This is a genomic window from Streptomyces sp. NPDC003023 (assembly GCF_042888225.1).
In the GTDB taxonomy this organism is placed as follows: Bacteria; Actinomycetota; Actinomycetes; order Streptomycetales; family Streptomycetaceae; genus Streptomyces.
In genome coordinates, this window is the sequence record NZ_JBIAPL010000001.1 from 1172678 (window position 1) to 1185216 (window position 12539).

The 12539-nt window shown below is 69.5% G+C and carries 11 protein-coding genes and 1 pseudogene; 3 read left to right on the forward strand and 9 right to left on the reverse strand.

Features of this window, described 5'->3' with window-relative positions; all coding sequences use genetic code 11:
• Positions 1 to 25: 25 nt before the first annotated feature.
• From ACFYV1_RS04885 to ACFYV1_RS04905, 5 genes are all read right to left on the reverse strand, one after another.
• Complete coding sequence (locus tag ACFYV1_RS04885) at positions 26 to 2200, reverse strand: hypothetical protein (protein ID WP_389393919.1); 2175 nt, start codon at positions 2198 to 2200, stop codon at positions 26 to 28.
• Positions 2200 to 2643: a hypothetical protein gene (locus ACFYV1_RS04890; protein ID WP_389393920.1), complete on the reverse strand. Its 444-nt coding sequence runs from the start codon at positions 2641 to 2643 to the stop codon at positions 2200 to 2202. Before ACFYV1_RS04890 ends, ACFYV1_RS04885 begins: the two co-directional genes overlap by 1 nt.
• Positions 2644 to 3151: 508 nt before the next feature.
• Complete coding sequence (locus tag ACFYV1_RS04895; RefSeq protein WP_389393921.1) at positions 3152 to 3760, reverse strand: dihydrofolate reductase family protein; 609 nt, start codon at positions 3758 to 3760, stop codon at positions 3152 to 3154.
• Between the two features lie 356 nt (positions 3761 to 4116).
• Positions 4117 to 4608, reverse strand: coding sequence for a hypothetical protein (locus tag ACFYV1_RS04900; RefSeq protein ID WP_389393922.1), 492 nt, complete (start codon positions 4606 to 4608; stop codon positions 4117 to 4119).
• A gap of 387 nt (positions 4609 to 4995) precedes the next feature.
• Positions 4996 to 5808 carry a M23 family metallopeptidase gene (locus tag ACFYV1_RS04905; protein ID WP_389393923.1) on the reverse strand — a complete coding sequence of 271 codons (813 nt, stop codon included), beginning with the start codon at positions 5806 to 5808 and terminating at the stop codon, positions 4996 to 4998.
• Between the two features lie 319 nt (positions 5809 to 6127).
• Between ACFYV1_RS04905 and ACFYV1_RS04910 the strand changes: the two genes are divergently transcribed.
• The gene (locus ACFYV1_RS04910; protein WP_389393924.1) at positions 6128 to 6694 is read left to right on the forward strand and encodes an O-methyltransferase; all 567 of its coding nucleotides are present in this window, start codon (positions 6128 to 6130) and stop codon (positions 6692 to 6694) included.
• Positions 6695 to 7052: 358 nt separating this feature from the next.
• Here the strand turns inward: ACFYV1_RS04910 and ACFYV1_RS04915 are convergent, their stop codons facing one another.
• Positions 7053 to 7898, reverse strand: coding sequence for an MBL fold metallo-hydrolase (locus tag ACFYV1_RS04915; RefSeq protein ID WP_389393925.1), 846 nt, complete (start codon positions 7896 to 7898; stop codon positions 7053 to 7055).
• Here ACFYV1_RS04915 and ACFYV1_RS04920 point away from each other — a divergent pair.
• Positions 7891 to 8349, forward strand: coding sequence for a winged helix-turn-helix transcriptional regulator (locus ACFYV1_RS04920; RefSeq protein WP_389393926.1), 459 nt, complete (start codon positions 7891 to 7893; stop codon positions 8347 to 8349). The two genes, ACFYV1_RS04915 and ACFYV1_RS04920, sit on opposite strands and share 8 nt — an antisense overlap.
• Before the next feature lie 101 nt (positions 8350 to 8450).
• Here the strand turns inward: ACFYV1_RS04920 and ACFYV1_RS04925 are convergent, their stop codons facing one another.
• The 3 genes and pseudogenes from ACFYV1_RS04925 to ACFYV1_RS04935 all read right to left on the reverse strand — a co-directional run.
• Positions 8451 to 10112: a VWA domain-containing protein gene (locus ACFYV1_RS04925; RefSeq protein WP_389393927.1), complete on the reverse strand. Its 1662-nt coding sequence runs from the start codon at positions 10110 to 10112 to the stop codon at positions 8451 to 8453.
• Between the two features lie 21 nt (positions 10113 to 10133).
• Positions 10134 to 11414 (reverse strand): AAA family ATPase, encoded by a 1281-nt coding sequence (locus ACFYV1_RS04930; RefSeq protein ID WP_389393928.1) that lies wholly within the window; start codon positions 11412 to 11414, stop codon positions 10134 to 10136.
• A gap of 123 nt (positions 11415 to 11537) precedes the next feature.
• A pseudogene (locus tag ACFYV1_RS04935) lies at positions 11538 to 11731 on the reverse strand (transcriptional regulator); the annotation flags it as partial.
• Positions 11732 to 11879: 148 nt separating this feature from the next.
• Between ACFYV1_RS04935 and ACFYV1_RS04940 the strand changes: the two are divergent.
• Complete coding sequence (locus tag ACFYV1_RS04940) at positions 11880 to 12509, forward strand: isochorismatase family protein (protein WP_389393929.1); 630 nt, start codon at positions 11880 to 11882, stop codon at positions 12507 to 12509.
• Positions 12510 to 12539 lie beyond the last annotated feature (30 nt).

Here is a 12539-nt window from a genome sequence, read left to right on the forward strand (position 1 = left end):
GAGGCTTCCCACATCCACTCAGAAATTACGCGGCCGGCCGGGCATGAGAGTCCTCCAGCATGGAGTCGCTGTCGGTCCAGCCCTCCTGAACGGCCAAGCGGATCATGTTTCGCGTGGCATCTTCTGTCAATTCCGTGGAACCGTGCTCGTTGATGGCGTCGACTGCGCTCTGCTGCGTCTGCACGTTGGCCGATTCCAGGGAGTCGTTCAGCGTCCCTCCACTGTGGTAGAGGGCCTGGTCCAGCGCTCCGTCGATCTGCTGCGCGTCGATGAGGCGGTCGACGGACATACCGGCGATTCCGCCGAAGAAGCCGCTGGCTGCGGCAGCGGTCGCGGCCACGGCCGGTGCCGTTCCCACCAGGGCGACGGTGCCCACGCCGACACCGGCGGCGAGGACGGACTTGACGATGTCACCCTTGGTCTTGAGGGCGGTGTTCGCGTCCTTCTCTGCCTCCAGATCGCCGGCGATCTTGGCGTCCGCGACCGAGTGCCCGACGATGCCCTCGATGATGCCGGCGTTCTTGGCAACGGTCTTGACCGCGTCCTCCGTCTTTCCGTCGAACATCTCCGGCCGGGCGATGTGTGCTTCCATGGAACTTCCCGTGTAGACGCTCTCCCCGACGATGATCGCGGCGCGGCCCAGGGGATCCCTGGCCGTCTCGTACAGAAAGCGCGTGACGTCCAGCTTCTTGAGGCCATCGGGATCCTGGCTGTTGGTCCAGAAGATCGACTCGGCTCCCTTGCCGGAGATCGACAGGCTGATCTCGGGCATGTAGGCGGCCGCCATGTCGCCGAAGCTCTCGCCCGTGGCCTTGTTCACCAGATCGGCGCCGGTCCCCGGCTGTGCGACCGCGTTCATGACCTGCTGCATCAGCTCGACCTGCGCCTTGCTGTGCGGCCGGATGTCGGTGGTCCTCTCACCGTCTCCGTACCCCGTCACCGCCGCCTCGAGCGCGTGCGCCACCGAACCGTCGCGGTCGGTGTACCGGGTGCTCTCCAGCATGTGCTCGAAGACCTTCTTGTCGTCGAAGGTCTCCAGCGCGGCCTCGGGGTTGTGCGACAAGGCCTTCATGTAGCCGATCAGCGGGTCGCGGCCGTCGTCGCGGCCGAAGACGAGGTCCGTGACGTTTGTGCCCTTCCAAAGGTCGTTGGTGCCCATGCCGACGCTGCCGGCCGGTGCCATGTCCATCTTCAGGAGCTTCTTGCCGTAGGCGTCGAGGAACTCGGCGTCGTACTTGCCGTGGTGCATCAGGCTGCTCATCACCTGGTAGCCCAAGGCACCGTGCGGCCTCATCGGATCCGAGGGGTTGGCCCGGAAGGCCGTGGTCGCCTCGTCGAGGACCTTCTTCTTCCATTCCTGCATGCCGTCCGCGTCGGACAGCGTGGCCGTGGCGAGCGTCATGCTCAGGTCCTTCTGGATGCTCTGGAGCTGCTTGAGCTCCTCGCCTCTCGCGCCCGCGTGGATCTCGGCGAGGTCGTTCCAGAACTGCAGGGTCTCCTTGCCGCCCAGTTGGGAGGCGAATTGGGCGGCGAAGAGTTCGTCGTTCTTGTACTTGGCCATGGTCCGCTGGAACTCGGCGAGCTCCTCGGGCGACATCTTCTTGGCGTCCTTCGCCAGCTTCGCCATGGCGTCGGCCTTCTTCAGCGCGTCGGCGGCGGAGTCGCGGTCGGCGTGCTTGGCACCGGAGAAGCCGTAGTCGGCCTGTTCGGCTATCGCCCGCAGGGCACGGGCGGCGGTGGAGTCGCTCGTCGTGGCCTGGTCGAGGAGAACCTGGATCCTGTCCCTGAGGGCCTTGGCCTTCTCCTCGGTGCCAGGAGGTTCGGGGTGTACGGCCGCCATGATGCGGAAGGTGCCACCGACCTCGCCGTAGACCGAGAGCCTGTCCTTCTCGAAGCCGTCGTCCAGGGCCTGCTTGAGCTTGTCCCGGTAGCCGACGAGTTCGTCGTGCGTGTCCTTGAGAATGTTGTGGATGGAGGTCGCCTGGGTGACGGCGTCGGAGAACTCACCGGCCGACTTGGATATGAACTCGCGCGAGACGGTGGCATTGACTCCGGCCCAGTTGGCCCTGTCGGCCTTGGCCTTCATGTCGTCACGCGCCCGCTTCTCCAGGCCCTTCAGGTTCTTGACGACCTTGCCCCAGTCGCCGATCGCTGTGTTCAGCAGCGAGAAGTTGCCGTGGCGGAGTGCTTCGAGGTGCATCAGCGCTTCGTCCCCTCGTCAAAACCCTTGTCGAGGGTGGCGATGCTGCTGACCGTGGACGCGATGTGGTACTCGTCTCCCGCGTGGGCCTTCTTCGTGAAGTCCATGTGATTGGAGATGTGAGCACAGGCGTCGAGCAGGGTGGTGAGCGACTTCTCCCACCGTTCCTGGACCACGTCCAGGGCGCCCCCGAGCTCGAACTCCTGTGTCTTGAGGTCCTTGGCGGCGGCCTGACTGCTGGACCATGCGTCACGGCCCTCGCGGCCGAGGTCCGTGAACAGCTTGAACGCACTGTCGCCGACCGCGGCCAGGTCCTGCTGGCTGGCCCTGAGGTCACCCTGCTGCCCGCCGCCACCTTCGGTCGGCACCTGGTTGAGTTGCATTTGGGAGGAGCTTCGGGTGCCGGCGTCGGCCTTCAACCGCTCCCATTCGTCCCACGCCATCTGATGGTTTCCTTTCCCCCGTACGCACAGACAAAGACCGACGTTCCGATCGAGAAAACCGCAAGGCATCCGGGACACGTCAAAGATCGACTCTACACAGGGAGTTGAGGTCTACGGAGTACGGGCGGGTGCCATGCGGCCCGGCCCCGATCAGGGCGCCGAGCCGTGTGCCGGGCCGAGGAGCGGTCGTGCGGGATCGGTTCCGCACTCCCGAACCGGACCGACCACTGCGACGCCGTCCGTCACGGGTTCGGATCGTCATCCGCCGCCGTCGTTGCGTGCGCCAACGGGCCGGTGCGATCCGTGAGAACTCCTGAGTGGACTTGTGGAACGCGGTTCTCGCGACGGTCCCGACTGTTCGCGAGGAGGAAGAGGGCGTCGTTGGAGTTCCCGCGGCTGTCGCCGAGTGGATCATGGTGATACCGGCGGCGGTCGAACCGGACTGGCAGGCACGAGTCGGTTCGGCCGGGCGGACGCGTGGGTCCGGAACGGCGACGGCGCCAGGTGCTCAGCCGACCACGCGGTATCGAAGGTGCGTGACCCCTGGGGCGTCGATCACGCGGACAAGGTCGAGCGCGTGGGGCGCGCCCAGTGTGCCGAAGAGAGACCGGCCCGCGCCGAGCAGTACGGGGACCTGGTGGATCTCGAGTTCGTCCAGCACCCCGGCCCGGAGCGCCAACTGCGCCGTGGTTGCTCCGTGGACCAGCACGTTGCGCTCACCGGCGGCCTCCTTGGCCCGCGCCATGGCCGCCTCGATGCCGTCCGTGGCGTAGTGGATGTTGGGGCCGTGGACAGAGTGGCCGTCAGGCTCGGTGCGGGTGAACACCTCGATGTGGATGCCGTCGTGGTGGTCGCCACCCCAGCCGCCTGCCGCGTCGAACGTGCGCCGTCCCGTCAGGACCGCGCCGGTGGCCAGCATCTCGTGGATCACCGGAAGACTTGCCCTGTGGGTCCGGATGACCGGTAGGTGCACTCCGCCGCGGGCCTCGTGGTCGCCGTCGAAGAGCCACGCGTGCAGCCGCTCGCCGCCGGTGCCGAGGCCGTTCTCGGGGCCGTCGTCGGGGCCGGTGATGAAGCCATCGAGCGACATGGACATGTAGAGCACGGAACGGGACACGATCGAGCCCCTCCTGTCGTGGCGGAGTGTGACGGAATATAGCGGTATGTGATGGCCGAGTGAAGCATCAGGTCTGCCTCGCCCCGGCTTCGCGCTTCCCTCTGGCGACCGCCCGCGTCCCCGAACTCATCGTGAGCCCGGTCCCGCCCGGCGTCCACCTGATCGTGCCGCTGCTCACGGCGGATCGTCGGCACCCTGGAGCTGTACGGCAGGCGAGCGCAGTCGCCCGCTCAGGAAAGGCCGGGCACCTGCGGAAACGGTTCGGTGTCGCCGCCTTGACCGCCCCCTCGGCGGTAGCAGAGCGCCGCCCGGCCCCGCCTCTCGTGAAGCCTCGTTCCGCCCCGACGGCCAGTCGGTCAGCGGTGGGTCGCGTGGAAGAGGGGATCGAGCGGATCGCCCTCGTACCCGACGACAACACACGCCTCGGCCACCGGTCCTCGGGAGAGCTCCACGAGCCGCGCGAGGACCGTCGTCCCGGATGGCAGCCCGGCCGGGTCGATGCCGAGCGCCCGGGCCGCAAGATCACGTCGCCGGTCGAGGTCCGGCATGTCGTCGCGGTAACCGTCGGCGACCGTCTGGAGCTCTTCGGCTGTCCGACCGGGAGCGTCCCGCCACCACGGTGCCACGAGACACAGCCGCACCAACTCTGGCAGTCCGAGCGCGAGCGGGCCGGCCTGGCCGTCGAGGCTCACGTACACCACCGGACGTTCCTCGCCGCCCTCGCCGACGAAGCAGAACGCGTCCCCCGAACCGGCCCGAGCGAACTGCTCCAGCCGGCTTCCGGAGGCGAGTCGGATCCCTTCCTCCAGCTCGTGGGAGGCCGGGTCGGTCGCGTCGAGGTCCGCCACGCCGGCAAAGAACGCGACGGCGGCGTCGTCGGTTCCCAGGAGAGGCAGCAATGTCCCGGGCGAGTCAGGCCGGCGGTCGGGTTCAGCGCACTCGGCCGATGCGTTCGATCCATTCACCCGGCCACGCTATCCGGCCCTTGGCAGCGGTCGGGGCGTTCACGGGCCGACGGGGGCAGGGCAAGGCGGCCGGATCCACAGCGCTGTCACTGGCGGGAACAAGTCCGCGGAGCCGGCCGCACGGCCGTCCGACCGCTCGGGTGCCGAGGCGCTCCGCTCAGCACTCTCGACGTCTCACCCATGAACTGCAACGGCGGGGGGTGCCCAGGGCGCCGGGCCCGGTCGCCCACGAGGAGAGCGGCCGTGCCCGGCGCGAGCGGAGACGGGGCGTCAGCAGTTGGGGATCACGGTGCCGTTGTTGTCGCGCGCCTCGTCGTTGCCCCAACGCGACAGGTAGTACGCGGAGACGTACGCCCCGCGCCCGTTCTTGCCCGCGTAGGTGGTGTCGAGGTCGGTCTTCAGCCACCAGTGGTTGTAGGTGCCGTTGGCGCCGCGGATCTCCTGGCCCCAGACCTTGCAGTAGACGTAGTTGGTGCCCGCGTTCAGCACACCCTGGGGGTCGTTGGTGTTCGGCTGCGCGTAGCCCGTGGCGTTGGCGAAGGTGTCGACCCAGTACTTGCTGGTGCCGCAGCCGTTGTCGCTGGTCAGATGGTGGCTGCCGTAGTAGGAGGGGTAGGCGAGCGAGGTTCCGTTGATCTTGATCTTCTGGCCGACGCCGTTGTAGAGCTGCTCGTAGTGGATGTGGGCGCCGGAGCTGTGGCCGGTGCTGCCTGTGGTGCCGATCTGCTGTCCCTGGCCGACGTACGCGCCGCCGGCGACGGAGAAGGCGCCCAGGTGGAAGTAGTACGTCTTCCAGCCGCCGCCGTGGTCGATGACGATGTAGTTGCCGGCGCCGCCCGCCTGGTAGTGCCGGGTGGCGGTTCCGGCGGCCGAGGCGAGCACGGGTGCGCCGTTGGTGGTGCCACCGTCACTGCGGACGAAGTCCAGCGCCTCCCGGACCTCGGCCGAGTGGTGGCTGTACGTCCATTTCTGGCCGCAGGCGAAGGGGGCCTTGAAGAGGGGCGCCGCCTGTGCGGGCGTCGCCATGAGGAGGCCGCCCACGAGGGCCACGAGGCCCAGCAGGGCAAAGCGTATCGATCGCAATGCTGTCTCCTGAACTGCCGAAGTCTGTGGAGGATTGATCTCCGCATACGCGGACGGGCCCAGAATGCCGCTCGTTGATGCGTCCACGACAGTCTTATGTCAGGAAGTCCCCATGAAGACGTGAGGTGGAGGAACAGCGCACACGGGGCCGTGAGCGGCGTGCTCGAGGCGGCCATGGCCGGTTTCTGAGGCGTCGCAGCGTCGGTATATTCCGTCGCCGTTGTATTGGGGGTGTCGGGCGGGGCGGACGGGAACTCCGGGCCCGGGCGGCTCTGCCGACGGACAACGTCAGGCGCACGGTGGAGAGAGATTCGTGATCATGAAAGAGCGCGTGGTGCCGCCTCGGGTGGCGGCCGCTGAACGTGTCGCCTCCGAGGCGGGTTTCACGAAGAGTTGCATCCCTGAGGTCGGCAGGGTGCTCAGGCTGGCCGCAGCTGCGAAACCTCACGGAGTCATCGCGGAGAGCGGCACCGGCTCGGGCGTGGGTACGGCCTGGCTGCACAGCGGACTCGGCGCCGGTGCCCGCCTGTACACGGTCGAACGTGACGAGGAGCGGGCCCGTCGAGCGGCCGGTGTCTTCGCGGACGACGACCGCGTCAGCGTGCTCGTCGGGGACTGGCGGCTGCTCGAGCGGCACGCCCCCTTCGATGTCTTCTTCTGCGACGGCGGGGGCAAACGTGACGACCCGGAGGGGGTCGTCGGGCTGCTCGCTCCAGGTGGCCTTCTCATCCTGGACGACTTCACCCCATCGCCGCATTGGCCGCCTCGTTTCGGCGGCGAGGTGGATGAGCTCCGCATGTTCTACCTCACTCATCCGGCCCTGGACGCCACCGAAGTACTCACAACGCCGGCCAGCTCGGTGGTTGTTGCGGCACGACGCCTCTGAGGGTGTGTAGCGGGCGACGTTGCCGTGGTCAGGCGCAACCACTTCGAGTTGCCGAAGCTGGCGGCGGGTTGGCGTGGCGTCAGGTCGGTCGCCGGCCCCCCGCCCCACACGAGGATCATCCCCTGCGGTGGGCGGCTCCGCCCGATGTCGCGCGGGACCCGATGGCGCAACACAGCACTGCCGTCAAGAATCGCCGGATGAGGGAAGCGAAACCGTCCGACGGGACCAGCGCGGACGGGACCAGCGCCGACGGCACACGGCTCGACTGGAACGTCCGGGACCCGCGTACCGCCACCCGGTGACGACCAGGGGTTACGGTGGCACCCCTGGCCAGGAAGGCAGCCGACGGGATTCCTGTTCACGGTGCGAGGCGTGCCAGCTCCCACGGGTCGTGTGCGCTGAAGACCGAGACCTCGTCCGAATGGTCGCGCAAGAGACCGCGCAGCCGGTCGCGGGTCGCGACGCGGGCGTCGGCATCGGTTTGTGCTCCCTGCTGGACCGGTTCGAGGACGGGGTGGGCAAGGGGCGGGGTGTGCTCGATCTCGCCGCGGTACATGTACGCGTCGCCCGCGTGCAGCAGCCAACGCCCGTCGTCGTCGCGCACGGCCACGCCGGCATGGCCCGCCGAGTGGCCGGGCAGCGGCACCAGCAACAGGTCGCAGGCCGGCCCCTGGGGGCGTGCCACGCCCGGGAAGCCGAACCAGTCCGTGCTCTCGTCCGAAGGCGCGGGCGTCAGCAGCGGGGCGTGTGCCCGGTGTGCCGGCATGAAGCGGTCGAGGCTGTGCCGGTGGTGGATGTCCGAGAGGTCGGTGACTGCCCGATACTCGTCAGCGTGCACGTGCACCCGAGCGTGAGGGAAGTCCGGCAGCCCGCCCGTATGGTCGCGATGCAGATGAGTGAGCACGATGTGCCGCACGTCCCGTGGCGCGTACCCGAGGCGGACCACTTGGCGGAGCGCACTTTCCTCGGGGTCCAGCGCGGGCCGCGCGTAGGCGACCCATTCCGCACCCAACGACCGGCCGGGATCCTGTACATCGGCCGTGCCGAGGCCGGTGTCCACCAGGATCAGCCCGTCCGAGTCCGTCTCGACGAGGAGGCAATGACAGACCGCGGGCAGTTCGCGGTTCGCCGCAACTGCCGCCGGTTCCACACCGAGCGGTGGAATCTTCCGGAGTGAACCGCAGTTGAGGTGGTGGATGCGCACAAGGCCTCCTGCAGGAGAGTCGGCGGGCAGTTCGCGACGGACGTTAGAAGGGGTCTTCGTGACTCACCAAACGGTTGGACACGCACCGGCGGGAGATCGGGACGGCCCGCTCGCGGAATGCCCGGACAGCGCCCTCGTTCCGCCGGGCCCCGAACCTCGGTGCCCTGTCGACATCACCCTCGCCACGCTGGGAGGCCGATGGACACCGCTGGTGCTGCGCGAGTTCCTCCGCCGAGGCCGGGCCACGTACTCCGAGCTGGCCGCAGCCTTGCCCGCCTTGTCGGACAAGGTCCTCTCGGACCGGCTCGCCCAGTTGACCGGTGCGGGCGTCATCGAGCGCCACCGCACACCCGGTTGGCCTCCCCGTGTCCAATACGTGCTGACCGGCCACGGCCGAGCCTTGGAGCCCGTCGTGCGCAGTATGTGGGAATGGGGCTCGGCTCGACGGTGAACCTCCGGCTGATCGACACGGCCCCGAACGCCCCGAACGCCCCGAACGCTTCGTCAGCCACCGCGTACGGGGAGTTCCGGGCCGCGCAGGAGGCGGCCCGGTCAGATCACGCGGAACAGGTCGGCGGCGGCATGGACGTCGGTGAGGTCCTCGACATGGCGGAGGTTGTCGCACAGGGCCTCCAGGACCGATCCGGTCCCGGCCGCGCCCGGGGCGCCGATCGCCACGCCGAAGACCCGGAAACCCAACTGGTGCTTGGCGTCGTTCCAGCCACGCATCCATTCCTCGGTGACGCCGCATTCGTCGTCGGTGATCATCACGATGTCACCGCGCGTGCGGGCGGTTTCGTTGAACTCCTCCTTCAGCAGTTCGCCGGCCACTGTCAGCGGCGCCTGGTAGCTGGTGCCGCCGCCGAGGAAGGTCTCCGCGAAGTCGAGGACTTCGAGGACCCCGCCGGTGCCGGCGGGCCGGTCGCCCGGGAAGCGGAAGACCTGGATCCTGTCGGCGGCGGAGAACAGGATGCCGACGAAGTCACGTGAGGCGCGGCGGGCCTGATCCAGCAGCGCCAGGGCGCACGCCTTGGCCCACGCCTCCCGGGTGACTCCGCCGGGCCCCTCCGTGTACATGGAGTGCGAGGTGTCGACGCAGGCGATGACCGCGCCCTGGCCGGTGGCCTGCTCTCCCTGGCTGTCGTAGAGCATCAGCTCCCCGGCGGCGTAGCGCGCGGCGAACACCGCGCGCAGCTCGGGCAGTCCGAGGTTGGCCAGCTCGCAGGGCACGACACGGGAGAGGTCGTCGCCGAGGGTGACGCCGACCAGCTCCCCTGTGGCGTTCTCCACCTTGCGGGCGCGCTCACCGTCGGCCATCTGCCGGAAGCGGCCGATCAGTTCGGCCCACTGCGCGAGTCGGCCGGCGCGCAGCCGCTCCGCGAGCCGGGCGCGCTGGGCGAACGGCATCCGCTCCAGCTCGCTTGAACCTACGCCCCATGCCCGCATCAGGGCGGCCTCCTGCCGGACGGACTCGGCGGCCTTCGCCGCGGCGTTCCGTGCCCCGGTACGGATGCCGGGGGCCGCCGCCGCGAGGGCCCGCGCGGCTGCCTGGGCGGCCTGCCGCGCAGCTGCTTCGGCGGCGTCGATCGCTTGTTGTACGGCGTCGGCGGCCTGGGCAGCTGCGGTGCTCTCCGCGTCGGCGGCCTGGGCCGGCGCGGTGTCCTCCTCGTCGGCGGCCTGCTGGAGCGCCTCGACCGTGGTGGTCGCCGCGCCTTCCGCGTCCTGCTGGGCCTTCCGCGCCTGCTCCGTCTGCTCCTGGGCGTGCCGCGAGTGCTCCAGCATCCCGCGCAGCGCGGCGGCCTGGGCGAGTACGGCCATGGCGGCGGCGTACGGGTCGCCGACCGTCTCCCGGCGCAGCTCGTCGAATTCCGGCGACTGCACCAGTGAGGTGATGACCAGGTGGTTGACCAGCCGGGAGGGAGCCATCTCCGCGCGTTCGCGCAATGTCGGTCCGACCTTGTAGGCGGCCAGGAAGACGTCGGTCAGCAGGTCGCCGCCGCAGTCGTAGCGCTCGCTCAGTTCCTCGGAGAGATCGCGCAGTCCGGCCGACTGCTCGTAGGTGTCGCGCCATGTCAACCGGTCGAACCGGTCCGCGATCACGGCACCGGTGTGCCGCTCGGGAGCGGCGGCGGACGGGGCCGGCCCCTTCCCGGCCCTGATCGCCGGCTCTCTCGGCGTGCTCGGGGTGCTCGGCGTGCTCGGTGTCATGCCCATGGTCCTGATCGCCCCGGGTGTTCAGAGGTGGGCCTGCACCATGCTCGCGTCCATGCCGAGGGCCTCGGTGAGGACGCGGGCGCGGACGGCCCGCTGGCGGCCGGTGACCCGGTCGATGGCGGCGGTGGAACGGCCGGCACTCGCCGCCTCCTCGCGCAGCTTCTCCAGCCGCTTCCCGGCCATGGCGAGCTTGTTGTGCGCCCGCTTGATGACCCAGTCGCTCAGCGCCTCGCGGGACTGTCCGGCCATGGCGTCGAGTTGGGTCTCGAGCTCCTCGATGGTGTCGGCCAGGTCGAGGGCCTCCCTGGCATCGGGGTTGATCAGTTGGAGCACCTCGCGCTCGACGGCCGGGCGCTGCGCGGGGGAGTCCCACAGCACATGCGTCAGCACTGACAGATCGGTCTCGGCGACCGCCGGACGGCCGTCGAGGTACGCGGACGCCTGGAGCAGGCCCACCGCCTGCCGCCAGCGGCGGTCGGAGGTGACGAGTTCCTTGCGGCGCAGGGCGGCCCGCAGTGTGCACACCGCGTCCACGATCACGTCGGGTACGTCCACGGCGGGGACGGCTTCGGTCACGGCGTGCTGCAACGCGGTCAGCTCGACCGTGGTCCGTGTGCGTGCCGCCGGACGGCTGACGGCTGAGCGGACCAGCGCGGCGAAGTTCGAGGGGTCCGCCAGATAGCCGACCTCTATTCTCACCAGCAGCCGGTCGTAGATCGCGGCCGTGTCCTCTCCGCCGGGCAGTTCGTTGCTCGCGGTGATGGCCCCGATGAGGGGACAGCGGATCGGTTCACCGCCGCTCTCCGGGTGGTAGACGCGCTCGTTGAGGAAGCCCAATGTCTCGTTCAGAGCAGCCGTGGAGCACTTGAATATCTCGTCGATGAACGCGACATGCGCGGTCGTCGCGCGGCCGTCATAGACCTGGCGGTACTCGCCCCGGGCCAGCGCGGCGACGTCGACGGGACCGAATATCCTGGTCGGCGCGGTGAACTTGGACAGCAGGATCTCCCAGTAGGCGGCGCCCTCGAACCTGCTCGTGAGCTCCCGGGCCATCTCGGACTTCGCCGTTCCGGGCGGGCCGAGCACCAACGAGTGCTGTCCGGCCAGCAGGGTCACCACCAGCGTCCGCACCACGTCGGCCCGCTCGTAGAACCGGTCCGACAACTCGTCGCTGATCGCCCGCAGCCTCTTGGCCGTGTCCCGTGCGTTCCGTACGTCCTGTCCGCACCGCGCGCCCGCAGCGTCCTGCGCGCCCTCAGTGCCCTGTGCACCGTGTGTGCTCCGGGCGTCCTGCCCGTTCATGTGCAACTCCTTGCCTGAGACGCCCGGGACCCCCGGAACGCCCGGCCGCCCTTGCTGGGCTCACGTGGCGGCCCTCCCCCGGAAGCGACGACGAACTGACAAAGTAGCCGAAGCCGACAGGGATCACGTCGGGCTGTTCCCGGAAACGGCCGCTTCCTGAGTGGCGGCGGCCAAGGAGGCGAGCACGCGCAGACCTTCCTCCGAAGGCGAGCCTGGTTCGGCGGTGTAGACGGTGAGAGTGAGGCCGGGTGCCGTGGTGGCGGACGGTCGTGCGCGCCCCAGCGGGTGCGGAACGAGTCGCTGCGGGCGCGGAGTTCGGCACGGTGCCGCACCCGACCGGTTCATGTCCCACCTCGTGCCGTGGGAAGCGCTCCGTGGGAATCCGGCCCGTGGGGCCGACCAGCAGCATCGCGCAGGGTGCAAAAGAGATGGAGGCGCGCAGGCCCCCGACGTCATGATGGCCGCATGACCCATGGTGTGCTGCCCCCCGTACAGGCCCTTGTCGTGGTGGACGTCCAGTCGGCCTTCGTCAGCGGTGAGGGGGCGGTGCCGGACGCCGCCCGGCTCGTGGACACGACGGCGGACCTGATCGCGCGGGCACGACGGAGCGGGGCGCTCGTCGTCCACCTGCAGAACGACGGCGCTCCCGGAACGGACGACGAGCCCGGCACCCCCGGTTGGGCGCTGCACCACGAGGTCCGGCTCGAACCCGCGGAGGTCGTGATCCGCAAGCCCCGGGACGACGGCTTCGCACGGACGTCGCTGGGCCGTCTGTTGACGGACAACGGAGTCACGTCGCTCGCCGTCTGCGGCGTCATGTCCGAGATGTGCGTCCAGGCGACCGCCCGCACGGCCTTGGCGCGGGGGTACCGGGTGGTTCTGCCGTACGACGCGCACGCGACACAGGATGCCCCGCCGTCCCCTGGGATCAGGGACCGGATACCCGCCGCCACGATCTCACGGGTCGTGGAATGGACCCTCGGGGGCGCGGGCGCCGAGGTCGCCGCTCGAGCCTCGGACGTCACCTTCGCCGCCGTTCCGGACCGCTCCGCCGCCCGGCCCGACCGGCGGACGGCCGAAAGCGGCCAGGCGTAGGCGGCTGAGACAGAAGTGCATACTGGCGCT